General features: G+C 44.5%; 22 protein-coding genes. 7 read left to right on the top strand and 15 right to left on the bottom strand.

All coding sequences use genetic code 11. The features are described from left to right. Positions 1-995: 995 nt before the first annotated feature. The gene (locus REC12_RS01070; protein WP_308891747.1) at positions 996-1805 is read right to left on the bottom strand and encodes a hypothetical protein; all 810 of its coding nucleotides are present in this window, start codon (positions 1803-1805) and stop codon (positions 996-998) included. Between the two features lie 240 nt (positions 1806-2045). Between REC12_RS01070 and REC12_RS01065 the strand changes: the two genes are divergently transcribed. The 3 genes from REC12_RS01065 (at position 2046) to REC12_RS01055 (ending at position 7098) form a co-directional block, all read left to right on the top strand. Then, complete coding sequence (locus REC12_RS01065; RefSeq protein ID WP_308891746.1) at positions 2046-3026, top strand: polysaccharide deacetylase family protein; 981 nt, start codon at positions 2046-2048, stop codon at positions 3024-3026. A gap of 340 nt (positions 3027-3366) precedes the next feature. Beyond that, on the top strand, positions 3367-5430 hold the full coding sequence (locus tag REC12_RS01060; protein ID WP_308891745.1) for a methyl-accepting chemotaxis protein: 2064 nt from the start codon (positions 3367-3369) through the stop codon (positions 5428-5430). Between the two features lie 660 nt (positions 5431-6090). Beyond that, positions 6091-7098 carry a cell wall-binding repeat-containing protein gene (locus REC12_RS01055; protein WP_308891744.1) on the top strand — a complete coding sequence of 336 codons (1008 nt, stop codon included), beginning with the start codon at positions 6091-6093 and terminating at the stop codon, positions 7096-7098. A 170-nt stretch (positions 7099-7268) separates the two neighbouring features. Here the strand turns inward: REC12_RS01055 and REC12_RS01050 are convergent, their stop codons facing one another. The 4 genes from REC12_RS01050 to REC12_RS01035 are packed head-to-tail and all read right to left on the bottom strand — an operon-like array spanning position 7269 to position 9576. Next, positions 7269-7625, bottom strand: coding sequence for a VOC family protein (locus tag REC12_RS01050; RefSeq protein ID WP_308891743.1), 357 nt, complete (start codon positions 7623-7625; stop codon positions 7269-7271). Continuing rightward, on the bottom strand, positions 7615-7806 hold the full coding sequence (rhuM, locus tag REC12_RS01045; protein ID WP_308891742.1) for a RhuM family protein: 192 nt from the start codon (positions 7804-7806) through the stop codon (positions 7615-7617). Before rhuM ends, REC12_RS01050 begins: the two co-directional genes overlap by 11 nt. Before the next feature lie 41 nt (positions 7807-7847). Continuing rightward, on the bottom strand, positions 7848-9251 hold the full coding sequence (locus REC12_RS01040; RefSeq protein WP_308891740.1) for an FtsW/RodA/SpoVE family cell cycle protein: 1404 nt from the start codon (positions 9249-9251) through the stop codon (positions 7848-7850). After that, positions 9238-9576 (bottom strand): PadR family transcriptional regulator, encoded by a 339-nt coding sequence (locus REC12_RS01035; protein WP_308891739.1) that lies wholly within the window; start codon positions 9574-9576, stop codon positions 9238-9240. The genes REC12_RS01040 and REC12_RS01035 overlap by 14 nt, the downstream gene beginning before the upstream one ends. 284 nt (positions 9577-9860) lie before the next feature. On the opposite strand from REC12_RS01035, the gene REC12_RS01030 reads away from it, so the two are divergent. From REC12_RS01030 to REC12_RS01020, 3 genes are read left to right on the top strand one after another with little or no spacing between them, the layout of a single operon-like run. Then, positions 9861-10166 (top strand): LysR family transcriptional regulator, encoded by a 306-nt coding sequence (locus REC12_RS01030; protein WP_308891738.1) that lies wholly within the window; start codon positions 9861-9863, stop codon positions 10164-10166. Next, the gene (locus REC12_RS01025) at positions 10163-11440 is read left to right on the top strand and encodes a 2-hydroxyacyl-CoA dehydratase subunit D (protein ID WP_308891736.1); all 1278 of its coding nucleotides are present in this window, start codon (positions 10163-10165) and stop codon (positions 11438-11440) included. The genes REC12_RS01030 and REC12_RS01025 overlap by 4 nt, the downstream gene beginning before the upstream one ends. Next, on the top strand, positions 11437-13104 hold the full coding sequence (locus REC12_RS01020) for an acyl-CoA dehydratase activase (RefSeq protein ID WP_308891735.1): 1668 nt from the start codon (positions 11437-11439) through the stop codon (positions 13102-13104). Before REC12_RS01025 ends, REC12_RS01020 begins: the two co-directional genes overlap by 4 nt. A 94-nt stretch (positions 13105-13198) precedes the next feature. Here REC12_RS01020 and REC12_RS01015 read toward each other — a convergent pair whose 3' ends face one another. The 10 genes from REC12_RS01015 to REC12_RS00970 form a co-directional block, all read right to left on the bottom strand. Then, complete coding sequence (locus REC12_RS01015; RefSeq protein WP_308891734.1) at positions 13199-13897, bottom strand: methyltransferase domain-containing protein; 699 nt, start codon at positions 13895-13897, stop codon at positions 13199-13201. A 19-nt stretch (positions 13898-13916) separates the two neighbouring features. Next, positions 13917-14690, bottom strand: a complete 774-nt coding sequence (locus REC12_RS01010) for a Rossmann-like domain-containing protein (protein ID WP_308891733.1) — start codon at positions 14688-14690, stop codon at positions 13917-13919. A gap of 278 nt (positions 14691-14968) precedes the next feature. Continuing rightward, the gene (locus REC12_RS01005) at positions 14969-15997 is read right to left on the bottom strand and encodes an ATP-binding cassette domain-containing protein (protein ID WP_308891732.1); all 1029 of its coding nucleotides are present in this window, start codon (positions 15995-15997) and stop codon (positions 14969-14971) included. Positions 15998-16002: 5 nt separating this feature from the next. Further along, positions 16003-16731, bottom strand: coding sequence for a GTP-binding protein (locus tag REC12_RS01000; RefSeq protein WP_308891731.1), 729 nt, complete (start codon positions 16729-16731; stop codon positions 16003-16005). 1165 nt (positions 16732-17896) lie between these two features. Continuing rightward, the gene (locus REC12_RS00995) at positions 17897-18130 is read right to left on the bottom strand and encodes a transposase (RefSeq protein ID WP_445223110.1); all 234 of its coding nucleotides are present in this window, start codon (positions 18128-18130) and stop codon (positions 17897-17899) included. Positions 18131-18152: 22 nt separating this feature from the next. Beyond that, positions 18153-18596: a transposase family protein gene (locus REC12_RS00990; protein ID WP_308891730.1), complete on the bottom strand. Its 444-nt coding sequence runs from the start codon at positions 18594-18596 to the stop codon at positions 18153-18155. Positions 18597-19813: 1217 nt separating this feature from the next. Further along, positions 19814-20464: a hypothetical protein gene (locus REC12_RS00985; protein WP_308891729.1), complete on the bottom strand. Its 651-nt coding sequence runs from the start codon at positions 20462-20464 to the stop codon at positions 19814-19816. A gap of 381 nt (positions 20465-20845) precedes the next feature. Next, positions 20846-21532, bottom strand: coding sequence for a response regulator (locus REC12_RS00980; RefSeq protein WP_308891728.1), 687 nt, complete (start codon positions 21530-21532; stop codon positions 20846-20848). Positions 21533-21573: 41 nt separating this feature from the next. Beyond that, on the bottom strand, positions 21574-23934 hold the full coding sequence (locus REC12_RS00975) for a sensor histidine kinase (RefSeq protein WP_308891727.1): 2361 nt from the start codon (positions 23932-23934) through the stop codon (positions 21574-21576). Then, complete coding sequence (locus REC12_RS00970) at positions 23915-24856, bottom strand: polyprenyl synthetase family protein (RefSeq protein WP_308891726.1); 942 nt, start codon at positions 24854-24856, stop codon at positions 23915-23917. Before REC12_RS00970 ends, REC12_RS00975 begins: the two co-directional genes overlap by 20 nt. Before the next feature lie 368 nt (positions 24857-25224). On the opposite strand from REC12_RS00970, the gene REC12_RS00965 reads away from it, so the two are divergent. Beyond that, the coding region (locus tag REC12_RS00965; protein WP_308891725.1) for a FeoB small GTPase domain-containing protein at positions 25225-25495 on the top strand (271 nt) is incomplete at its 3' end.

The raw sequence follows: 25495 nt of genomic DNA, 5'->3' as shown, positions 1-25495 counted from the left end.
ATAAACCACCTTGTAAATCCAATATTATCGCCATTTTTCGGCAAAATCCTTATTGTTTTGCGGTGCGAATCTCCCAGTAATTTTATGTTTACTATACATTCGCACTAAATAATCAAGGTATCCCTTAACAGCAAAAAAGCTTTGTTCATTCGTTAAAGCGGCTTTTGCTTTACAATATAAAAAACCGCGCCGCCAAATCTGTCACATCGTCTTCCTTAACCTCCAATCCGAATTTATTTCATTTAACAGCCGTAGTCCGGCTTTTTAAGCTTAAGAGGTTCTGGCCCAACTAATGCTTACTATCCCGCCTCCCTAATTCGGGGTCATGTCTTACTCAGTTTCAATTCCTTAACTCCCGTTGGGTACTTACCGCTCAATGAGTTTTTCTGTGATAATTTAAAAACCTTCATCGTATCATATTAATTCCACGCTTACCCTCTATTTCCTTTGCGCACGTTGCTAAAAATGTACTAAAAACATGCTATTTCAGCCGCGATAAAAAACAGCGTACGCTCCGGGATAATATCCCCCCTATTATTTCACGGATTTATCCCATACTATGGGATTATCCCGGCAAAAACGAGGGCATTCTCCCCAGCTTGTACCAAGAATCTTACGCGCGTAAGATTCTTGGTACAAGCCCGGTCAGCCCTGAACTTAAGTAATTAACTTCATCATAAAACCCTGCCTTGGCCTCCCCCCCAACACGCCCCCCTTTTTAGTCCGGAGCAGCGGATTCCGCCGGGCATACGAAAAAAGGTGCCGACTTCTCAACACCTTGCCAAGTTCCCCTTACGCCTATAACACCGCCGCTGAGCGGTGACGTTTTCAATTTGAAAGATTCTGACGGCATAGTTATCTGCGTTTTCAGAAACATTGAAGATCATGGCCAGACAAAGCGACCATCTTATTAAATTCCAACACCTTTGTCAAATTCCAAAAAATGATAATCCCCTTTAGGCAAATCCCGTCTGCCTGAGCGCATACTGAAGAACTTATTCCCTGTCTTCAGACGAGCCGCGGCTGAAAGGCTCCTTGATTTCCTTAACATAGATTCCCTCGTCGGTCATCCGGACCGGCTCATTGCCGAGCAGCGGAACCCCCTTCTCGACTGACCAGCCACCCACACTGAATTTTATATCCTGCACGGCAGCCAGGATATAACTGCCGTCCTCCCTTAAGGAAAGCTGCCAGCCGCTTTTGCTGAGGTAGTCCCCGACTAATTCCTCAGCAAGCCGCTGATCGTTCCCCGCCTGTTCTGCCTCCCGCTTGGCCGCTGCCGCGTCACTGAGGGCCCGTTCCTTGTCATCCTTGCCCGCCAGTTCCTGCATCTGCGGATAAACTTTGTCAAAATCCAGTCCCAACAGCTTACACAGCTCGCGCAGATAGCCGCCCTGTTCCTGATAATCAATCTTGCCGCTCAGGGTGCCGCTTTTATCTTCCTCAGCAGCAACCTCCTCCACCAGGGCGCGTACCCTAAGGGCCATCATGGGGGCATAGTATTGGGCGGAGCGCGCGTCGTCCGTAATATAGCCCAACTCGTGCAGAGCGTCGATCAAGCCGTAGGCCCCCGCTACACCTTTGCTATAGAGGCTGCCGGTTAAGTCATTGACCCGTAGGGTAATCCCTTCCGACAGCGAAGGGACATCCTCCGCCTTAAGGCGCAGATAGCTTTCAGGATTCGTATCGGTCACCGCACAAAAAGCGGCGACGACGCTGCCCGGAGCGGCCGGCATCATAGCCGGCGACCCCTGTATGGGCCAACAGTTGCTCGTCGATCTGCTTAAGCTTCGCCGGTAGATCACCCCTGGGAAAGAAATACGATCTCGGTCATGGCGCCAATCGCCTTGAGCCGGGCGTCTTTGGCCAGCCCCTGATAATCAGCCAGGGTCAGAACCAGCACATCGGCCATGGCCTGGAATGAATGCCGCTGGAACAGACTAGAACTACAAATTTCTAAATTCTTGGAGGATATATTCTCTAATTGTCGAATTAATGTAGGAATAAATGCAAAATAAGGTTTTTAGAGAGAAGACAGAGGCAATATGATACACACCAAGACAAGTTCCCGGAGACCCATTTTCAACCAATTTTCCTCAAATTATTTTCGGCTTGGAGTCTTACTGCTGGTGATCGTCATTGGTATCTCCTGTAAAATTTTCTTCCATGAATCCGACGCCAAAGCCAACGCCGCACCTCAAACTCCTAAACCTGCGGTTTCATCCGCCAACATGGCCTTGCAGGATAAAGCTTCTGAATCGCTGGATCAACTTAGTCCCGCCACGGCTGCGGCGCCAGAGCCGCTGAAAGCGATCTACGAATTTCCGGTCAATCAGCCTGTCGTGTATATCACAATGGATGACGGCTGGTATCCTAACCAAACCGTCCTCAAACTTATGAAGCAATACCATTTGCCCATAACCACCTATCTCATCGAACAAGCTGCCGAAAATCATCCGGAATTCTGGCATGATTTTGTCAAGGCGGGCGGGCATATTGAAGACCATACTTTCAGCCATCCTTTTCTGACCCATCTTTCCCCGGCCGATCAAATAAGCCAAATCTCTCAGCCCATTGCTTATTTTCAGCAGTTCGGTTCCTCTCCGGATGAGCTGCGGCCGCCTTACGGAGATCTCAATGAGACGGTCGAGCAAACTGCCCAGGAAGCCGGAATAAAACATATCGTAATGTGGAACGCGGAAATGAAAAACTCCGTCCTTACGACAAGAAGCGGCCAGAAACTTAAAGCCGGCGATATTGTTCTTTTGCACTGGGAACCGGGGGTTGATCAGGAGTTAGTAAAATTGCTCACTATCATACAAAAACAAAATTTAGGCGTTGCCGATTTAACCCAGGCTTTAAACGGCGAAAACCTGACCGTATCTTGGCTGAAAGCTCCTCTTCCAGCCTCCAAGCCCCCAGTGGCAAGCACCGCCGCGACAACGGCTCCGGCTCCTGCTCAAAAAGCTATCACTTCCAAGACTAAAAGCACGGCAAATAATGTTGCTGCCAAAACTAAACCTTAACCCTCGCCCAGATGATTGATCCCCCAAGTCATCCCGCCTCCCCTCACTTCTGCCGCCGTTCCACCTTCTTGAGAAGCGGCCCCGGACCTGACTTCCGGGAAGATGGCCGAAAAAGAACAAGAGCACTTTGATAAGTTCCAGATCTTATTAAAGTGCTCTTGTTCTTTTTTCTTTTCTCAAAAGATTATTTGCGCGCATCACCTTAAGTTATATCCCCTATAGCTATCCGGTATATTACAGTTTTTGAGCAAGGCACTATAATTAAAAAGCAATTATCAAAAAAATGTTGAGCATTTTTGCAGTTTCTTTTAATTATTAACCTAGAAGGAGAGTTTTGTGAATGAAATTCAGGAGTATTCAATCAAGATTTCTAGCTATCTCTCTAATTATTATTTTAATTGCCTTAGCGACTGTAGGAGCAATATCAAGTTTCGAGGTTACTGCCCAGGCCAAAAGTGAATATCTCAGTAATTCTGAGGAACAAATGAAGATTGCCGAGAAATCAATCAAAATCTTTTATGACCAAATTGATAAAAACATTAATATGATGGCTTCAAATCCTTTAGTCATGGAGGCGCTTGCCGGCAATATTACATCTTATGCCAACAATAGTGAAGAAACTAAAATAACCCCTTCGAAAAATGGCGGCCTTGAACAAGAAATCTACAACGTTTTTGACCAGTACGCCACAACTCATCCGGGAACGCTGTATGTCTATTTTGGAACGGAAAAAGGCGCTTATCTTCAGTGGCCTGAAACCAATATACCGGCCAAATTCAATCCTCCGGAAAAAAGCTGGTATAAAGCCGGCTTAAGCGGCAAAGGATCTATCGTAAGAACAGCGCCCTACCTTGACGGCATTTCACAACAAATGATTACCAGCAATGTAAGATCTTTTACGGATGCCGAGGGACATTTGATTGGAACATTGGGAATCGACGTTCAACAGTCTGTGATCAGTGACATGCTAAGCTCAATGAAACCGGGCAGCACAGGCTTTTATATGATAGTCCACAATACCGGGGTTATTCTGGCCGATGGCAATGATCCTAAGAATAACTTCAAGAAATTAGATGAAACCCCAATTACAGGCTTAAACAATCTCCTAGCCAAAGATTTAAAGCCCTTTAACGCCACGATTCATGGTGTAAGCTACATAGTGAATCCCTATAAAGTCGCGGGAACGGACTGGATTTTAGCCTCCTTCATGTCGGAAAACGAGCTGACCCAAGGCGCTCGCAAAATATCCCTGATCGTCTTAGGGGTTTCATTAATGATGCTGCTGCTTACTGTCCTGTTAATTACCATCACGACCAGAAGAATTACAACACCCATTATCAAGTCGGCGGAGTATTTAAAACTTGTTGCCGGCGGAGACTTTTCGCAGAATATAGATCCCAAATACTTAAGCAGAGCAGATGAGATCGGGGCTATCACAAAGGCCATCACGGAAATGAAAAATTCCCTTAAGCAGCTGGTAACCAACATCAAGAAGGAATCTTCGGCGATCCAGCAGGAGGTCAATGAGGCCATGAACAACGTCATTGGCTTAAGCGAGAGCCTTGAGGAGATCTCCGCCACAACTGAAGAATTGGCTGCCACTATGGAAGAAACCTCCGCCTCATCGCAAGAGATGTCAGCGACTTCACAGGAGATAGGAAACTCTGCTCAGTTAATCGCCGCCAAGTCTCAGGAAGGTGAACTCTCGGCAAGAGAAATTGCCCAAAGAGCGGAGGAAACTATGAAAAAAGTTGATGCCGCCCAAAAGAAGGCATATGACATATTTGTCGCCAGCAGGGACAGGCTGGAACAGGCAATCAAAGAATCCCAGGTCGTCCAGCAAATCAATTTATTAACGCAATCCATCATGCAGATAACCGAACAAACCAACTTGCTTGCCTTAAACGCAGCGATTGAAGCTGCCAGAGCAGGTGAAGCCGGCAGAGGGTTCTCCGTTGTCTCCGAAGAAATCCGCAAGCTGGCGGAGCAATCCAAAGGCGCCGTCCTGCAAATACAGGATGTTACCCATAAAGTAACCAACTCCGTGGACAATCTCTCAAGCAGTTCTGATAACTTGTTGTCTTTCGTCTCCGTGGATATTGATCAGGATTACAAAGTTATGCTCAATGTGGCCAAGAAGTATAGTGAAGATGCTAATTTTGTCGATGAGCTGGTTGGAGAATTTAACGCGACATCTAAGCAACTTACGGAATCCATTCAGGCTATTTTGGCGGCCATTAACAGCGTAGCTCAAGCCGCTAATGAGGGGGCCAGCGGAATTGCGGAGATCGCCAATCGGACCCTGGAAGTCAAAAACAAATCCAAGGATGTCAAGGAGCAGGTCTTGAGGGCCAAAGAAAGCGCCGGCAAACTAATGGCGGAAACCAAGAGATTCCTGCTTTAAAGTCTGCCAGGAACCAATTTCCTTCGTTTTGCAACGTCCAATCTACTTTTAGTTAGAGGGCCAAATCATAAAAAAGTCGGTGGCTGCCTGTAGAGTGCAGTCCCGACTTTTTCTAATCTGTATTTAGTTGACGTTTGTGACATAATCAATTGTTTTAGTGTTACCTACATTCGCAAATTGCAGGTTATAGCTCCCTGTCATGTACAAAGGCAATAATATTACCTATAAGGATTATAATCCTTATAATCCCTTGGTTTGGGGAGTAACACCAACAACATAGATTTTTAAGTAAACAACCGCAGAGAAACGTGGATATTATTTCTAGCTTTTTTGGCCTATTTTCGCGGGCAACTTCGCAAAATTTTCAGACTGAATAAAGGATTTTAGTCATTTGATGCAGAAATAAATTTATGATAAACCTCTTTTTTTCGCTAATTGCAAAGATTTCCCCATTCTATCGAATCGGCGGGACAAGAGTTTAGAACCCCAGATTATTTAGAGTTTGCAGATGTAAGTATCTTGGACTACTTCAGGGATAACTTAATTAAAAAACTACAAGAGATCTTATGTTTGTATTGCCTTTTTAGGCAGAATCACATAAGACCTCTTTTTTATTAGATAGCGGGATTCAAATTCAAAAGATGAGAGGAGCATTATTACATGAAGAAAACGAAAAAAGTTTTAACCTCATTAGCTATTATAAGCATGATAATTACTATTGTATCTTCTAATGCATTTGCAACTGATACAGCCCCACCAACTCGCTTGGCTGGTACAACAGCTGCACAGACTGCAGTGGCAATCGCTGATCAATTAGGTTGGACTGGTACAGCAATCATCGCATCTTCAGCCCCTTATGGCACATCTGATACCTTAGCTGCCGGCCCGCTTGCTACGTTTTTGAAAGCACCTATCCTTTTGCAAGATCCTGGTGATACTCTAAATGTAGACACCAAAGCTGAACTTATCAAACTAAAGGTTACGAAGGTTTATGTAACGAGTGGAAATACTGTTATTAGTCAAGCGGTACTCGATCAATTGGCAGGAATGGGTATTACTATTGAGTCCCTTGGTGGGGCTGATCGCAGCGAAACATCTGTGAATATAGCTAATAAATTAATTTCCCTTGGCGCAAGGGTGACCAAAATTGCAGTTGTTAATGGCTGGCAAATCCAAGATGCACTCTCCATCGCATCCATTGCCTCATTTTCTAATGAACCGATTATTCTAACACAAAAAACAGGACTTTCCACCACTGCCAAAGGGTTTCTAGCCGCCAACACAGGCATTACTACTTCAGATGTTATCGGTGGTACAGCTGTAATTGACAATCAAGTATTAGCTCAGTTGCCAAACCCTACTCGTCATGCTGGAGTAACTGCCTATGACACAAATTATCAAATCATCCAAGACTTCGTATCTGCCATTGACTTTAATAATGTATTCCTTGCAAATGGTGAAACTGGGATTGATGCTCTTAGCGGAGCACCACTAGCAGCTCAAACAAAGTCTGCCATTATTCTCACTGATGGAACACCTCTTGATACTGATAATCTCCTGATAAAAAATGTATATAACAATTTGCGTAACACTAATCTTGTTATTGCTATCGGTGGCAACGCTGTTGTTCCTGATGAAATACGAATGAGTATGTATTGGGGAGTGTAAAAGTTACTCCTGCATAAAGAAGACTTGATTCAGGTGGAGTTTTAACTCCATCTGAATCTTAGTCGCACTTATCCAGGGACTTAGCCGCTCTTAACTCGCCGCTTGCCGAAGCGGGAGTCTTAGAGCGGATTAGTCAGCGGATAAAACCCGTAGAGGACTGTAGGAAGAGCTTAGTTGTGTTGAATTAGCGCTATCCTGACTCCATTGGGATCTTCCAAAAAGGCTAAACTCCCAACCGTGATCGGCACCGGGCCCATGGTGATTTTAGCGCCTTTGGCCTTAAGCTCCTGCAGCGCGGCGTCTAAGTCTTCAACCTCCATGCCCACGGAATAAAAGCCGCTCTCATGGATTGTATCCTTTATAAGCTCCAGCATAGCCTCCCCTTTCCCTTTCATTAAGGTGATGACTATGCCCGGCTGGGGATTATATTGGCTGTCTATTTCAAAGCCCATAACTTCTCTGTAAAATTTGATTGACACATCCATATCCCTGACTATGATAGTAGCGTACTTTACCTTAAGGTCCATAGGTTGCTTCCTCCTTAATGTTTATAGTCCATTGTCTGAACTGAGTGCCGCGCTCGGAATTCACCCGGCAGCCAACGGTGATAATAGACTCAAGAAAATAGCACATAAGGGTGCGTATCACGTCCCTCCTTCCCTCTTTTTCAACTACCGATAATTCATTTCTCGGTCGTTGAATTTTCATCCAGTTCTTTTTCCTTTTCCGGCTCCTAAAAAATGACTCGATCAGTTTAGAGTGTGGCTTCTTAAATTGATAACAATTTTTCCGTCACAATATTGGATGAAGCGGCCTGACTTTCTCACTGCCGCGTCAATATTGCGGTCTCTCACTAAACCGCCGGTACGGAATGTTGAAAGCAAAAAACCGATCAGGCACATATTAGTCAGCAAGGAACGGCCTCCGTATGAGATCAGCGGCAGTGACACGGGAGCAAAGAGCAGAAAACCAAAATTGTAAATAATGAATGTAAAGCATTGAAGAGCAAAAGTTAAGATAATGGCCAGGGAAACAAGCTGCCCAAGCACACTCTTTTGTCTTTTGCAGACCATAAACGAACGCACTATAAAGGCTGTGAAAACAAGGATTATCCCGATGATTAGAAGCCAGCCGAATTTATAAGTTAAATAAGTTAAAATGAAATCCGTATTGGCCGCAGGCAAAATTTGTGATGCCGGTTTTTGCCCATAGCCGCTTAGCGGCAGCCCCTCACCGATTAACCGGGAATGCCCAAGAAACTGTCTGATAACCGACCCAATATACCCTAAGCCCATCGGCGCCAGCGACGGATCGAATATTGCTTGCAGTCTTTGCCAGATATAGAACTGACCCATCAAGGTGACAAACATTGTTGTTAAAAGCACCGTGAACAGAAAATACAAAACAAGGAGAGCATAAACTTTCCTCACTTTAAACCAGCCCCTGGTGATTGCATAGGTCAGAACAGCAAGACAGGAAACAGAAATCAGGAAAGAAACGGCCGAGTTATGTATCATTAAAGCTAAAAAGGCCGGAGCAACTGCCGCCGCCCCGCAGAGAATAAGACCGGCATAACCTTGATTGCGCCTACTATAAACTATTCCGGCAAAGACAGTGGGAAACAGCAGCAGCGGATAAATCGATGATAACCGTGAATCTCCTAAACTTGGAGACCTGCCGTAAAACCAATAACCCACTGCTGTCACAGCTATGAGCAGCCAATACATAAACCAGGGATATTTCCCCAGAATTGTGAAATCCAAAAAATAAGCAGCCAGCAGCAGGATAATTGCCAGACCAGCCCAAATAACCTGTCTGGAGAACATATCCCTGCCAATGTGAATGTCCCCCCCTATAAGAAATTGAATTGTAAGCCCCGCCCCAAGCAAAACAACGGTCAGGGCAAGCAACGGCCAATCCGGCCTGGGTCTGTGCACACGGTCCAGCTGCTCTCCGACAACCACAGGATCGCCCATCTCCTCCAGAGCCCCGCTGATTGCCGTTTCTTCATCAAGCCCGGCCTTGAGCAAGGCATCCCTTTGGTCGCTTAAGTGGTTTTGAAGTTCCGCCAGAACGGGAACCTGCGCCTTTTGCCAGCGTATCTGCCGGCGGACAATTTCCAGATACTCCGTAATCTTCTCAGACGATTGCAAGGCCTGCACCCCCTAAGACGTTATTTACAGCGGAGGTGTAGACCTTCCACTCTGCGGCTTTTTCCTCCAAATACTTACGGCCTCTTTTGGTAATGCTGTAGTACTTGCGTATCCTGGCATTATCCGTGGTCTGCTCGTAAGAAACAAGCAGGTTTTTTTGTTCTAGAGTGTGCAGCAAAGGATACAAGGTCCCTGCTTTCAGCTCAAATATATTATTGGACTTCCTGCCCAGCTCTTCAATCATTTGATAGCCATACATATCAGATTCTTCTAATAACTTCAGGATAAGCATGGTCGTGCTGCCGCTTATCAGACTCTTGTCCATCGCTTTGAACCTCCCTATATAGATGATCTATATAGGTAATTTTATATCGGCAATCTATATATGTCAACAAAACTCCGAAATTCCCCCCTCAAACCGAGCTCTTCACCTCAGCCTTCCTCACACCTACAGTGCCGCCATGGATTGACCCTTGAGGCCCGCGTTTTAAATCGCCTCTGAGTCCCCAACCCAACTATTGCCAACTATAGCATTGATTGCTTATAACGAAAAATATATAATTAATAACATCATCATTCCTGCAAAGCTATTAAAGAGCACGCTGCCCGATGGATTTCCTGCAATTAAGATATTTTCAAGTAGCTGCCCGCCCGGAGGATATAACCCACGCGGCGGAAGAGCTGCATATCGTCCAGCCCTCCCTCAGCAAAACCATGGCCCGCTTGGAGAAAAGTCTGGACGTCCCTCTCTTTGAGCGCCCTGGCAGGCGCATACGGCTGAAGCAGTTTGGCAAAGCCTTTCTCAAGCAGGTTGAACAAAGTTTTCACGAATTAGGAGAGGGACAACGGGAGCTGACCGACCCGGCTGGACTTGAGCACGGCAGCAGCACTAGAAAAAACGAGAGAAACGGATGAATGAGATGGATATCATAAAAACCTTTGCCAGCCTGATCGAAGCTCTGACAGCCAAAAATCCCGTGGGCGCAAGGCAGCTGCTTCTTGCAGGCTACCGCGCGCAGCGCCTGGCTTTATCCCTCAAACCGGACAAAAAGCTGCCTCCCTCCAAGCAATATGCCGCCCGGACCGTCATGGACATGGTGATCCGGGCGCTGGCCCATCCCGAAAAGGCGGCCCTGGTCAGTATTTTTGTGCCCTGCGAGCCTCTGGCTGCGGCTGGAATCGCCCCTTACTCGGCGGAAGCGCTCTCCGGTTATCTGGCCGCGACGAAATGTGAAACGATTTTTTTAGAGCATACCGCGGGAAAAGGAGTCCCGGAAACCCTTTGTTCTTTCCACAGAATATTTATCGGCGCCGCCGCTACCGGCTTAATGCCCAAACCCAAATTTATGATCTATACCAACCTGGCCTGCGATGGCAACCTGATCACCTTTCCCTACCTTAAACGGAAATACGAAATCCCCGCTTTTTTCATAGACGTCCCCTATGAAAAAAGCGGGGATTCGGTGCGGTATGTAGCCGGACAGTTAAAGGAAATGTGCGCTTTCATATCCGAGGTGACGGGCAGGCCCATCCCGGAGGACGCCCTGCGGCAAGCTGTGGCCCGCAGCGAGCGGACCGCCGCCAACTACCTGAATTATCTCAGCTATCAGAAAGAGCGCAGGCTGCCCGGAGATCTCACCAGTGAAATGTACGGTGTCTTTATGAGTCATATACTGCTGGGGACTGAACAAGCGGAAAAATACAGCGGCCTGCTGCTTAAGGATATTCAGAACGCCGGACCAAGCAGCGGACTGCGCCTGCTCTGGCTGCACCTGATCCCCTACCTGCAGGCTCCGGTCAAAGAAGTGCTGAACTTCAGCGCTCAGGCTTTTATCGCCGCCTGCGAACTCACTTATGAAAGCCTGATGCCTGTGGACGTCTCCAAGCCCTATGAAGCAATGGCCCGGCGCATGGTGTACTCCTGCCATAACGGCGCTCCGGAAAGGCGCGTTGCTCAGGCGCTGGAAATAGCCGGGCTCACCGGCGCGGAGGGCGCGGTAATTTTTGCGCATTGGGGCTGCAAATCAACCATCGGCGCGGCCCAGTTAATCAAAGACGCCTTGGAAAAAGCAGCACTGCCTGCCCTGATTCTCGATGGCGACTGCTGCGACCCTGCCAACAGCAGCGACGGCCAGACCGCCACCCGCCTGGGAGCATTTCTGGAAATGCTGGAGGAAAAACGCAAATGATCCACTACGTTTGTAAATATACCCCTTTAGAGCTTTTCGCGGGCTTTAGCGCAGAGTGCGCCATTCTGGACAATTTACAGGACAATTTTGAAGTGTCGGACCGCGTCGCTCATGCCAATCTCTGCGGCTTCGGGAAAGCCGTGATTCAGGCGGCCCTCTCCGGGCAGGCCGGCGAGTTGGTGCTTGTCAACTGCTGTGATACCATGCGCCGGGCTTACGATGTTATCAAGAAATCCGGGGCCTGCCACTTTCTCTACCTCTTGGATCTCCCCCATCAAGACAGCTGCTGCCAGCAGGAGATCCTGGCCGGCAACCTGCTGGCCTTAAAATCCGCTTACGCTGAATACTCAGGCCAACCCTTCGATCCGGAGGCTTTCCGGGCGGCCTTTTCCCCTCCCCGAGATTCGGAAGGTCCCTACATCGGGATTTTCGGCGCCCGGGCGGGGCAGGAAATAGAAGAGATGATCCGGGAACTCCTGGCGCTTCCGCTCAGAAATCTCACCTGCGTCGGCAACCGCAGCCTTGCGCCCGATAAAAAGGTCCTGGCAAACACCTGCCCTGAGGCGGAAGTTTTCCTGATCTACGCCGGCGCCCTGCTTGCGCAGCTTCCCTGTCTCCGCATGAGTGATACTGCCGGCCGGAGGAGCCTGTATAATGATCCCAACCTGCGCGGGGCAATTTACCATACCATTAAATTCTGTGATTTTTACGGTTTTGAATATGCGGAGCTGAAAAACAAACTGGCGGTCCCCCTCTTAAAATTGGAAACCGACTACACCCGCCAGAGCAAAGGTCAGCTGCAAACCCGGATCGAGGCCTTTGCCGAAACTCTCTCGGGTTTGCAGGCCAAGCAAGGAAACGTCGGGAAAGGAAGAAAGATGAGCAGATCAGGGCAAGAGTATGTTGCAGGTATTGACAGCGGTTCCACAAGCACAGACGTTGTAATCCTCGCTCAGGATAAAACAATCGCCGCCGCCCTTGTGATTCCCACCGGCGGCAGCGCCCAAACCAGCGCAGAAAAAAGTCTCGCGGAAGCTCTGCACAGCGCGGGCATTGCGCGCAGTTCGGTCTCCCGCGTTGTCACGACGGGATACGGCCGGGCTTACATCGACGGCAGCGACGAAAGCATCACGGAAATCACCTGCCACGCCAAAGGAGCGCACTACCTCAATCCGGCGACGCGCACGATCATCGATATCGGCGGTCAGGACAGCAAGGTCATCCGGATTGATGACAGCGGCGCGGTGATGAACTTCGTCATGAACGACAAATGCGCCGCCGGTACCGGCAGATTTCTGGAAATGATGGCGCGAACCCTGGGCTTGACGCTCGGGGAAATGAGTAAACTGGGATTGAATTGGCGCGAGGATATTGTCATTTCGAGCATGTGTACCGTCTTCGCGGAATCCGAAGTAGTATCCCTGATTGCCCAGAACAAAGCCGTGCCGGACATCATCCACGGCCTTAACAACTCCGTCGCCGCCAAGGTTTCGTCCCTGATAACCCGGCTTGGTCCGGAAGGCGGCTTTATTCTGACCGGAGGCGTCGCCCAGAATCTGGGCGTTGTCCGCGCCCTGGAAGTCAAGCTGGGAATCAAGCTCTATATTTGCGGCGAAGCGCAGCTCTGCGGAGCCCTCGGCGCGGCCTTGTTTGCCTTGGAGTAAGCTCTGCTTTGCCCTGAATTAATCATTGTTTACCTTGAAGTAATCCTTGATTGGAGTAATCATTAATTGCCTTGGTTTAATCATCTTGGTTTAATCATAGACAGCCTTTAATCTCGAAGACCCCCAAGGATTTCAAGCGGGGAATGACTAAAGGAAAGCGGGAATCGCCGGTTTCTCGGAGCGCCCCGTCCAGAAAGCTCCGCAGATCCTCCGGCGTGATAGCCGGGCAATGGGTCCGGACAAAGTTTTCAGCGTCTGCCCGGGAGTGAAAGGGCTGGCCGAACTCAAAGGCAGCTTCCGTAAGAACGTAATCCATCCCTTTCCGGCTAAGAACCTCCTCCACTTTTTCAGCGCTGTTCTTAAGGTACTTGCGGTATTTATCCGGGTACAGTTCCGTCTGCTGCCTCCTCCCCACCACAGCGATCAGCTTCCGGCAGTGAGGCAGGAAATTCTCAAATTCCTTGCTGCCGAAGAAACTGATGCAGATGACGTCCCATTCTCCCTCCAGCTCCCCGCAGTCCATAAGCCGGGGCTCAAGGTTGGAGACCTGTCTGTCCGCGATCCCTTTCTGCAGAGCCGCCAAGGCAACTTCGTTAATATCAACGCAGGTGATTTCAGAGATGCTGGGGCTGAGCTCCAGATCAAGCAGGCCCAGGCCGCAGCCGAGATCGCAGAGGGTGGAATACCCCCGCAGCATCGGAGAGATCAAACCCGCCAGGTTTCGAAAAAAGCCCGAATAGGTATTGGCGTCCTCGTACCATTGGATCGTTTGAGGATTCCACTCAAAGTTCATGCATCCACCGCCCTTCTGCTTAACCTTCCGCTTTATTGTCCGCTTTGAAGGCAACCTTTTGCCCCGCCGTGAAAATCTTTAACTGTTCCGCGCCGGCGGCTATTCTGAAGGCCTGGGCATTGTCTTTAATGACAATCCCGGACAGTTCGTCAATCCCGTAAGCAAAAAGCGCCGGAGCTAACGGAGTCCCCGGCCCCACCATAGTAACCCGGACAGCGTTTTTCGTCAGTTCCAGCATCCGGGGCAGGGTCTTGTCCACCAGGGAGGTGCAGGTAAGGAAGGCATAGTCCGCTTCGGGCAGCAGATATTCACAGGCCGGCATCGGGTAGTCTCCCTCTATGGGTTCCCATTCGATAATGGAAAAATCGCAGACCGGTTCCAGCAGGTTCTCCAGGTAAGGAAAATGACCGACTACCACAACTCTTTTCCCTTTGACTGCGTTCTGAGACATGATAAAAGGATCATAGCGCCGGTCTTCCACCCGCCGGACATCCGAAAATTCCACGCCGTTGGCTCTGGCCACCTGGGGATTGTTATAGTAAGCGTTCAGGGCGGCATTCCCCAGGGCGGCCTCCATCAAATTCCAGGATTTCACACAGCCTGCCACCTCACGCAAAGACGCGCCCAAGAGGTTTTTGTGGAACATGGGCAAGCGCTGGTCATAAGGCCGCCCCGCCGCCACCCCTGAACCCTCGCCGCTGCGGACGTAGGTATAGTGGTTGCCGCAAACCAGCTCATCCACCCGGCAATCTTCGGGTATCCCTGCGATTAAGGCATCATATAGCTCCCACACCTTAACTCCTCCTTACTTAAGAAAGTTACTTACGCTAGGATCACTGACTAAAATCGGGCTCATTGACTTTCTCGACTGAACTTATTCATTGACTTCTTTGACCAAACTCACTTATTAACCTTCTCGACCGAACTCACCTATTGACTCCTCGACCAGACTCATTTATTAACCTTTCCAATCAAACCCACTTATTACTTCCCCGACTAAACTCAATTCATTAATTTCCTCAACCAACCAAACTCACTCATCAACTTCCTTGCCTAAGATCCTATTAAAGCTTAACTTTCCGGTTCGCAATCCTGCTTACGGATCACTTCTCCGGCCCGCAGGGCGTTGCGCAGCTTTTGCATGGTGTTGTCGAGAGTTTCAATGATCCCCAGACTTTCCTTTTCTTCCGGGGAAATCTCCAGGACTTTGGCGATGCCCCCGTTTTTAATAATAATCCGCTTATCGGCGCTCAAGGCCAAAAGCGGGTCATGAGTCGAGACAAAAATGATCTTTTCCCGTTTAGCCAGGAGCGCGATGGCCTGGCGGCGATTGATGCCGGCATTTTCGATCTCGTCGATCAGGATGATCGGCGAATCACTCATAAAAGCGGTGTCCGCGATCATCAGGGCCCGGGACTGCCCGCCGCTGAGCTGGGTCACCAGGGTATCCGGCGAGAATTTTTCCCCTGCCAGCTGATTGGCGCACTGAAAACAGGTCTCCACCACTTCCCCGACGTTGGGAGTCAGCCGGCATTTGGCGTGCATCTCCAGGAATTCGCGCACCGTCAAATCCATGACAAAATTCATATTCTGGGAAAGCTGGGCCACCAGCCTCCCTTCCATCTCGAAGCGCCGCAGGTCATCCAGCTCGGCCCCGTTGACCAGAACCCTCCGGCCGGTGAGAGTATCCCCCTGGGCCAGACACTCGATATCATTGAGCAGCCGGCTTTTCCCCGAACCGGTAGGTCCGACAATACTGATGATTTCCCCGGCGGCAATGGTCAGGCTGATATTTTCCGGGGTCTTGGCTTTGTTCCAGCCGCCGATGATCGTAATCGAGGTTACCTCTGCCAGTAAATTCTCTTTAGGCGTGAACTGCTCAAGAAACACAGCGAAATCCTGCAAGGCCGCCAAGCGGTCCAGACCGAATTCAGCCAGGGTTTCCTCCTCCACCGCCAGCAGGGCCTGGGCAAAGGGAAGATCCGGCGTCAAATCATTGAGCCGGAAATTAGCCAGAAAGTCCCGGCCGATAGGATATTCCCACAAAACCTCGGCCAGAGGTTTGCTCTCGATCATTGTCCTAAAATCCTCTGTTGTCATAAGCCCTAATACTCTACTTTCTCAGAGTTTATTTTTTCAAAGTCTACGTCTTTAAACTCCATTTTTTTCATCATACCCAGCTGATAAGGCGCCCCGATTTTGGTTTCCCCTGTGCAATAAGAGCAGACGGCGGCCGGAGTGGTGAAGCGCAGCCGCGTATCCCTGAGGCTGCGGATCTCTCCGGCCTGCTGCAAATATTTGGCCAGAATAAAGGCTCCCTGCCCGGTGATCCCGTTGACAAAAATCACCTTGGCCCCTGCATTGACCTGCCGGACATTGAAGGCGAAGACTTCCCGCTCCGCCTGGGAAACAATGTCCCCTTTGGTCACAACCACGATATCCGCATACTTCAGCAGCGGGCCTATTTTGCGGGGGGTATTCACGCCGGACAGATTGTCAATCACACAGATGGCCGGAATCCCCTTAATATAGGGTGAACAGCGGTTGCAAAGCCCGGCGCTCTCCGTGATCAGCAGTTCAAAGCCGGAGCGCACTCCCCATTGCACCGCATCCTCAATATTGCTGACAAAATAATGGTCCGGGCAGATTTTGCCGGAAAACCCGGTCTGCACCGGAATTCCGGCCTCCTCATAGCTGAGGTTGTCAAAGGAGGTCAGGCAGTCAAATTTCACGACCCCGACGCTGCCCTGGGGGCGGTTCAGACATTCAATCAGCTTCAGGATGACGGATGTCTTGCCTGAAGACGGCGGACCGGCAACTGTTATCAGTTTCATAAAAAACCTCCCGGCATTCCGCATGAGTTATGTCTTTTTAATCCTCCACGGAATATAAGCTAAGGTAACAAAGATAGTTCAATTAAAGTGACACAATAAGATCTTATAATCTTAAAACTGACATAAAATGTATCTCATTTATTACCTCTAATTTACTAAGTTTTCGAGCGGATGTCCAGTTTATTAGGTTATCTTAGTTTTTGTTAGTTTATTTTTGGTTTTTTTGCTGATATTCATTGACGATGGAAACGCCATTGCCTACCATGATGTAAATGTAGCATACTGCCAGGAAAGAAGCCTGTAAATTTCTTGTAACATTATTGCAGGCATTTGATGTCTCAAGTACTTTTTTCGGTTCTTTCCCACTTTAGTTGATTAATGCATTGCTTTAAGTGGTAGCGTCTTAGATTCTAGTAATTCAAAACTATTACATCCATACTTGATGCTCTTTACTAACTTCAACTTATTCACGCTAGCCGGGTACTTTTTTAAGGCAGCTTCATACTGTTTCTGTGTAAGCCCTTTCACTTTTTCTATATCTTTGTAAATTAACTGAACCATCCATTTCCTAGTGATATATTCCTTAATGTTCTTAGCTTTCAGTTTTCAGTTTCAGCTCGCTTCTGATGTTCTCTCTCTTTCTGCATAAATACTCTTAAGGCAGCAACCGGACCATCATACCTTTTTGCATAGGTCATACCTTTTTGAGCGTAGCTTCAGGATCTCTTTTTCATACAGCTGCGGCTTTTCGGGGCGTTGGCAGTCATAATGTTCATTAACACTGAAACACTCTTTGGATAAATACCTTTTTATTGTATTGCGAATATGACCGGTAACTCTAACAATTTTCTAATCCATCCTATCAATAGCTTCTTTAATGTTGCTTGCTTTTCCCTTACTGAACAAGTGCCCTCTGGAATATCTTCATCTTTTATAGCTAAATAGTTGCTTATCGTAGAAATAGATGCATGCATTATAAGAGCTATTTCACTAAGCGTAAATCCTTCTCTATATTTTCCTTTTGTAAATCAGATTCTTTAAGTTCGATTTCTAGTATCCGATAAGACTTGCATTTCAGGGCTCCTGATGATTTACGTTGAAGGAATTTCCAGCCTTGCAGGAAATAAACGTAATATATATTTCGCTACTGCTTCTGTTAAATTCTTTAACAAGTGGAACCTGTCACTGACCTGAATGGCGTTTGGATGAGCTTCTGAAATGCCGAGGAATATGTATGAGAACCATCACGCGATACTACCTTGAGATTCGGAAAGCTTTTCAGCCATTGAGTGACTGGCTCTTTATCCCGAGAATCTAGCAAGTCTATAATACGATGGGTTTCAATGTCGACCATAATAGTTCCGTAAGAATGCCGTTTCTCAAATGCGAAATCATCCACACAAACCTTGTATATGATAGTTTTATCCACAATCTGAGGCGTTTTTTTTAAGTAGTCTGCAAATAGTACTTTTGCTTATAGCTGCTGTATCATTTTTTAACATAGTTGAGGCAGCCACAGAACTGACCCTCGACGAAAGGTTCAAGATCTTTTTGATAAGACGCTCCGTTTTTCGTGCTTTATATGTAATAAAATCAAACCTTTCCGAAAAGGTTTGATGACTACATTCTGGATTCTCACAAAACATTTTCCTGTTCTTTATCAGTATAACAACCTGATGATCCTGAATTGGGAGATCCTGAAATTCTCTCTTATATACAGAATGTACTCGGGATGATGCCGTTCCACAATATGGGCATGTAACGATCTTACGGTTTGATTCAACTGTAATGATGCATTTTTGTTCTCTTGCAATATGCTCAACATAATCAAGCGCAGGATCTAGAATTTTTATAAATTCATCCATAATAGTTGCCTTTCAAAATACATATTCTAAAAAAATTAGATTGTATTAATATATTGTTTTCAACTAAAATGGGAAAGAACCGGTTTGTCACTTACGGAAAGCGGACCGCAATGGCCCGCTTTTGCGTATTGGCTCTTATTTTCAAACCATCACAAAGTCTTTCCAGGAATAATTCAAATCGGCCAGCTTGTCTATGAATATTCCGCGTGAGAAAACGGAATATACAGTCTATAAGCCATTCGATTATAACCCTAAGGTCGAAGGGTGAATATGCCGCGTGAGGTTGAACAGCTCGACCGCACGAGTTGAACACCTTCACCGCTGAACTCCAGCGGCGGCACTGTTCAACTTCGGCGGTTGAAGTGTCCTTAGAAAACGGAATATGCAAAGGGGGAGACCAGAAAACCTATCATAACAGGCTGACGCTGCTGTAAACCGAACAGCTGCATTATAATACCTGCCCCCGCAATCAGAACGGCGGCAGCTGTGCATATCCATTCGAAATGCAAAAGATGAAATGTAGAAATGGGTCGACGATGTTTAGCGGATAATAAGCGGCATACCAATGATTTGAGTAAATCTTTTTGCTATTGTCTCTATAAAGATAGACACCAAGCTTCTTTATGCAAGTCACCGATATGGATCACAAAAAGAATATGACGCCGCCACATTTATTAGTCGATTTTAAAGCAAAAATATAGACAATTAAGTAACTCAAGCGTATATTTGCACTTAAGTAATTGAATTGATTAAACGTTCATACTTAAAATGAGCTTCTAATCATTGGCTAGGTTATCCAATAAGTGAAACACAGTTCTGTCTTAATAACAAACTGTTTCGTTAGAACTATTAGTTACAACCATTCTTCCTTATCAATTAAATATACGATAAAATATTGTATTAATAGTTCAATTGCCACCAAAATAAGATGATACGTGTATCTAACAGTAAAAAATAAATATAACGCACTAACAGGAACACATAGTAAAATACTTCCCCATTTGTTTTTCGAAAAGAAATATATTGATGTAGCTATTAAAATTCCAATTATTATTGCTTCTAAAAAAGTTGAGTGAAATCGAAAATCCATAAAATATCCAAGGAAAAGCATTATTTATATCTCCTTCTATAATAAATAAAATTTACATTCACAAACTAGTAAAATGGCACTCACAATTCCCGGTGGGAGTTGTGAGTGCTTCATAATAAAAACTTTCTTAATAGTTAATTACGCTTATATAAGATTCTCCAGTGTTACAATACTTAAAGTAATTAGTAGCATAGGAAATATTAAAGTTTACATTGACTACAGGTGTACCTGCCCCAACTGTAGAAGAAATAGTTGTGGTTCCAGTGTCATAAAAGTCCCCGTTTACTATATAGTAAATTCCTTGTTGGTAATTTTCATCTACCCAAGCCTTCATATCTCCAGAAAATTGTTTTACAGTGCCAAGATAATTTCTATCAATGCCCGCATATTGAATATTTCCTAACCATCCAAAACTACCGTCACGGTATTCCTGAACAATAATATCAACAGATGGTGAATAATTCCAAGCAACAGAAAAAGCTTGCTTGATCTCGGCGTACTGCATTGCTGACGTAGTTAGATTTGTTTCCTTTACGTTACCCAGTTGAGATTTTGGGACAGTTATTTTTTCGGTACTTGGGTGTTCCGCTTTTACCGACTCAACCGACTTATTTGATAATTGAGCTATTCGTTCCATTGCTTGATCGTATGTTAGATAGGTTATTGAGGTTTGTTTGGTATTAACCTTTTCTGATATTTTAGTCGAGTCGCTGGCATAGGCTGGTATAGCGACGAGTAGAAGACTCAATGAAAGTAAAAAAATTAATATCTTTTTCATGCAACATTCTCTCCTTTAAAAACTTATTGGGGATACAAGTATGACAATTTCCCTCCTTTTTAAAATCTCCCTTCACAAATATCCCCAGCAGGTTTAATATAATAGTTACCTACTGCTTGCGTAGGGGACGCCTTCAGATCATGTGTTACTTTGCGGGTATCGATGATCTGAGGGTTTTTATTTAAATGGCAAAACCATTTAATACTTATGTCGTCAAAATTTCTATAACCTTTTGTATAATTTTAATCAAATTAAGAATATCACCAGGCCCTTGCCTTTGTCCCTGTTAATATTGCCAGTATTACTCATAAAACTTTACAACATTTTTTTACATTTATCGACATTTCATTGCTAAATATGTAACTAAAATTTAAACCTAACTTAAATTGCATTATTATTTATATTTGCCCACCGTAAAACAGCTTCTAAACGGGTGTTAACTTCTAACTTGAGCAGGATATTACTTACGTGAAAATTCACAGTTCGAACTTTAATATCTAAAACCGATGCAATCTCTTTGTTATGTAACCCTTTAGAGACTAATTCAATTATTTCTTTTTCTCTAATGGTTAGTAATTCGGTGGGCTTAATAGCGGACGCAACTGTGGAATATAAAACAGAACTACTAATTTCAGGATGAAGAAAAGCCTCTAAACCTTCTGAAAAAAATACCCCACCATCATAGACTCTTAATATTCCCTCAATCATCTCTTTTACTGCGCAGTCTTTAAGCAAGAAACCATTGGCACCTTTACTCATTGATTGAGTAACATAACCTTTAGGGCTATATCCTGTTAGCATTAAAATCTTTGTCCTAGGTATAACTTCATTTATTGTGTCTATTAAATCGGTCCCACAGACATCGGGGAGTTTAATATCTAACAGCACCACGTCAGGTCTAGATTTTCTAATTAAGCTCATGCATTCTATTCCATTTTTGGCTATTCCAACTACCGAGATTCTAGATTCAGAAGATAATAAAGATACAGTTCCTTCCGCAAAAAGTGTATGATCATCAACGACTAAAACTTTGACTTTTTTTAATTCAACAGTATTATTATAAGACATTCCTAATTCCTCCTTATAGAGAGATTGCTTTGAATGTTTAACTAATCTCCTTTAATAGGAATAGTTGCTTTGAGGATTGTTCCCTTACCAATTATTGAATTGACTTGAAGATTACCATTTAAGCTTTCTAATCTTTCTTTCATCCCAACCAATCCGAAATGAACACTTGTAAGCACCCAATCATCAATCTTACTGGTATCGAACCCTTTACCCGAATCACTAACTCTCAATTCCATCTGGGATTCGTTCTTCTCAATTTGAATTTTTAACTCTTTAGAACTTGAATGTTTTACGGCATTGGTTATACCTTCCTGCACAAAACGATAGGCTGCTAACTCTGTTTCCTCCTCAAAATGTTCCCCTCGATTCATGCCTTTAGTTTCGAGGGAAATTAACAATAACTCTTTTTGCATAATTTCTTCACATAATAATTCAATAGCTGGAACCAGTCCTAAATCAGTTAATGATGGAGGACGCAAATCATTGCATATTAAACGAAGTTCGAAATTCAAATTCTCTACTAGCTCTCGCATATGAGAAATGTCATTTACAGCTTTGTCGTTATTTACACATTTTTCAACAAGACATTTTAACCATCGATTTAAGTCTAACCCTAGCTGTAGTGGTCCATCATGTATATCACTTGCTATTATTTTTCTTTCTCTCTCTAAACTTCTAAATAAAGACATATTTATTCCTTGAAGCCCATTCGTTCGTCGCTGTAACTCATGAAATTTTTGTGTTAAGTTCACAATTTCTTTCGATAACTCTTTAAATGTCAACATGGTTATTAAACATTGAGCCAATTGACTGGAAATCAACGCAATTGCTGGTAATTCATCAGGTTCAAATTTAACATAAGAATGACGATGACCTAAAAATATTCCAAATCTATAGTCTTTATTTGTAACAGGAATATAGAGTCCAGCTGGGAAATTATCTGGTAAGATTCTTGCATTCAAATTAGTCTTTCGATCGGCTTGAAATAATTCTTCCATCATAGATTGTTCACTAAACTTTTCGACAAATCTTCCTTCTGATATCTTAAAGTATTTTCCTTTACTATCTTTTGCAATAATAAAAACTCCCTCAATTGAAAAAGTTTGAGTCACTTCTTTTAATATCAAATTCTCTTCACTAAGCATAGACAAGCGTTCGTTTAATTCAAAAATTCTTTTTTTGAAGGTTTGCCTTTTTTCTGAAAACAAAAATTTTTCTAATATCTTACTTATTAAAGTTCTTATGAAGCTGAAACATAAGACCAAGACAACAAATAAAGCTAAAGTCCTAAGATACATCTCAAGACTAAACTTTTCCGATAACTTCAAAATAAAGTTTAGGTAAGTAACAACAAAACTAACAATTATTCCGGCAATCGAAAAAGGAACTATGGTTCCTAAAAACTTTCGACTATCTGGTAAATATTTATTAACTACAGCATAATAGCAAGTGGTTGGGATGACCGAAACAAAAAGGGAACTATAATGAGCATTCATTATCGGCTGGAATCCAAAGATAATAGGAACTGCCGTAAGGAGAAGGAATGGCAAGAGTCCCATTACCATACCTAAAAGTATTATATTTACTTGGTTTTTTTGCGGTTTATCTTTTGGCAAAGTTAATAGGGCAACTAAATTCCAAAGTGCGAAAAGACTGCCAACGCTCATTGTAACTAAGACCAGTTTTCTTAATGAACTAAAACAGCTGATAATATTGGTCGATTGCAAAACGGTTATTATTACAATAATCACAAACATCAATATAAAAATATGACGGCCCCAACGATTGATCTGTTTATTATTTTCGTTTAGAAAAGACGAAACAAAATTGACAAGAAAGATCGGTATAGCTGCAAAAATTATATACTCCAATTCCCTTGCAAATAACAAATCACGGCTTGAGGCTGAAGCCAAGGCGATAGCTAAACCTGTACACCAGTTAAACCAGAATAATGTACGGGCTTCAGCCAAATAAGGGCGCCTCAGAAAGGTAATGAATCCCAAGGACAGAAAAACAAATCCTAGGATCACGAAAGGAATTTCACTTAAAGTATTCTGCATAATTAGAGGTACAGGAATATTAATCATCTGATTGAATATCTCGTCTTGCTTACGGATTTCAAAATTTGAGGCTCCTTCTGTTTCACTCCATCTCTGAACATAGCGGTAATTCCCCGGATCGCTGTTGTCTATCTTCAATATTACATCTCCTATACGGATCCCTAATTTGTATCCTTCACCTTGTGGATCTGAGGAAATAACTATCCATTGTCCCCGGATATTCGCAATCTTGAGACCAACATAGGCTTGATTAGCGGTAGCGAAAAAATATAAACAGGCTAATAAGATAAAGACGGCACTTGCATTGTAATATGCTTGCCGTCTAAACATTTTCTTCAACAAGTTTGATCATCTTTTCTTTGCGATTTTCTGGAATCGAAAGTCTTTGCATAATTTTCAGTGACTTTTCTCGAAATAGTTCATACATGACTCTGCAGAAATGAACAACCCCTCCATCAATGGCTAATTGCTTCAGATATTCTTTTTCTTCCTTTCCGAACCTCTGTAACTGAGTCAATTCTCTAAACTGATCTGCATTCTCACCTTTGAGAATGTTCAAAAGGTAGACAAAAGGGAGGGTTTTGCGATTGCTAATAAAATCCTTTTTTCTCTCAAAGTCTAAGAAATCATTTAAATCGTTCTTTATCTGACTCATTACGCCCAAATTTGTCCCAAACTGTTCTAATTGAAATACTATCGCTTCGCTTGCACCCCCGATGGTTGCCCCGATTTTACAAGCAGAAGCTGTTAGGCTACCTGATTTTCGCTTTACCAAATCAAAATATTGATCTAGAGTTACTTTTTCGTGAGTGTCTAGTAATATTTCTTGGAATTGACCATCACTTGCAGTTATCCACATTCTGTTCAAAACTTGATTTATTTCCCTAAAAAGTTTGCTATCTGATATTGTCGAGACAGCCTCATAGCTCAACATACTTAAACAGATAGCCAAATTGAGAGCATTTGCGGTAGAAATTTGACGCCAAGGTTGGTCGTTATTATCCTGATCCTGGATATCATCAAAAATGTCAGCTGCCAAGGCAGATAATTCCATGGCAATCGCACCTGGGAGCGCAACTTCAGGCACTCCATTCACACAATCACAATTCATTAACGTCAAATGGGCCCACCTAAATTGTTCACTTGTCTTGCTCCCAGCTTTCAAGGAAGAATAAATCATATCGAGAATCTCTGAGCTCAAATCAACTTTCGTCAGAAGTTTGGTAATTTTATCCATAATGCTTTGATCTAGCTGACGGTTCATTTCCTTACCCCCAAAAATCCAGCGGTGTAACTTCAAACGTTAAAATATCACTAGATACTTCGAGTTTGGAAAAAACCTTTTGAAGGCTAGTAAATTCATTCATCCCTAGATCTCCTAAAAGTATCTCCTCTTTCCTTATGGACAGACTTCTCGGATTGTTAATTAATTCATACACTATTTCCGCAATTCTTTGATAGTTCAAATTTTTAACATCCTTTCTAATTTGTAGTCTTTTTGAAAATCTCCACGAATAGGTTGGTAAGCAGTAAAATATTATACTACCTAATACTAAGTTCAATAAATCTTTTCAACTTCTGTTACATTATTACTTCTAGATTATTATTTACTTTTCCTTTAGTGAAATTTAAATGATCCTGTCGAATCAAAAGTCTTGCCCTCAGACGATGGAGATTACCGACAAAGTTGTGCTGTGCGTTAATCTGATGGATGAGGCTCAAAAAAAGAAGATCCGGATTAATTTGGAGATACTTGCCGCCCGTTTGGGTATTCCGGTGGTTGGAACCAGTGCGAGAAGCGGCAGGGGCCTTGATCATTTGATGAACGCAGTAAGTTCTCTTACGGAGAACTCTCTTCAGGTAAATCCTCTGTTCCTGACTTACAGCGCTGAAATTGAAAAGG

The organism is Candidatus Desulfosporosinus nitrosoreducens, assembly GCF_030954495.1.
In the GTDB taxonomy this organism is placed as follows: domain Bacteria; phylum Bacillota; class Desulfitobacteriia; order Desulfitobacteriales; family Desulfitobacteriaceae; genus Desulfosporosinus; species Desulfosporosinus nitrosoreducens.
The sequence above is the reverse complement of the archived record's forward strand: the minus strand, read 5'-3'. Positions and strand labels throughout refer to the sequence as shown.

Bases quoted from the DNA above. Each gene is read 5' to 3' on its own strand.
- REC12_RS01065 (WP_308891746.1), top strand. From the start codon at position 2,046: ATGATACACACCAAGACAAGTTCCCGGAGACCCATTTTCAACCAATTT.
- REC12_RS01060 (WP_308891745.1), top strand. From the start codon at position 3,367: ATGAAATTCAGGAGTATTCAATCAAGATTTCTAGCTATCTCTCTAATT.
- REC12_RS01055 (WP_308891744.1), top strand. From the start codon at position 6,091: ATGAAGAAAACGAAAAAAGTTTTAACCTCATTAGCTATTATAAGCATG.
- REC12_RS01050 (WP_308891743.1), bottom strand. From the start codon at position 7,625: ATGGACCTTAAGGTAAAGTACGCTACTATCATAGTCAGGGATATGGAT.
- rhuM (WP_308891742.1), bottom strand. From the start codon at position 7,806: ATGAAAATTCAACGACCGAGAAATGAATTATCGGTAGTTGAAAAAGAG.
- REC12_RS01035 (WP_308891739.1), bottom strand. From the start codon at position 9,576: ATGGACAAGAGTCTGATAAGCGGCAGCACGACCATGCTTATCCTGAAG.
- REC12_RS01030 (WP_308891738.1), top strand. From the start codon at position 9,861: ATGGATTTCCTGCAATTAAGATATTTTCAAGTAGCTGCCCGCCCGGAG.
- REC12_RS01025 (WP_308891736.1), top strand. From the start codon at position 10,163: ATGAATGAGATGGATATCATAAAAACCTTTGCCAGCCTGATCGAAGCT.
- REC12_RS01020 (WP_308891735.1), top strand. From the start codon at position 11,437: ATGATCCACTACGTTTGTAAATATACCCCTTTAGAGCTTTTCGCGGGC.
- REC12_RS01015 (WP_308891734.1), bottom strand. From the start codon at position 13,897: ATGAACTTTGAGTGGAATCCTCAAACGATCCAATGGTACGAGGACGCC.
- REC12_RS01005 (WP_308891732.1), bottom strand. From the start codon at position 15,997: ATGACAACAGAGGATTTTAGGACAATGATCGAGAGCAAACCTCTGGCC.
- REC12_RS01000 (WP_308891731.1), bottom strand. From the start codon at position 16,731: ATGAAACTGATAACAGTTGCCGGTCCGCCGTCTTCAGGCAAGACATCC.
- REC12_RS00990 (WP_308891730.1), bottom strand. From the start codon at position 18,596: ATGGATGAATTTATAAAAATTCTAGATCCTGCGCTTGATTATGTTGAG.
- REC12_RS00985 (WP_308891729.1), bottom strand. From the start codon at position 20,464: ATGAAAAAGATATTAATTTTTTTACTTTCATTGAGTCTTCTACTCGTC.
- REC12_RS00980 (WP_308891728.1), bottom strand. From the start codon at position 21,532: ATGTCTTATAATAATACTGTTGAATTAAAAAAAGTCAAAGTTTTAGTC.
- REC12_RS00970 (WP_308891726.1), bottom strand. From the start codon at position 24,856: ATGAACCGTCAGCTAGATCAAAGCATTATGGATAAAATTACCAAACTT.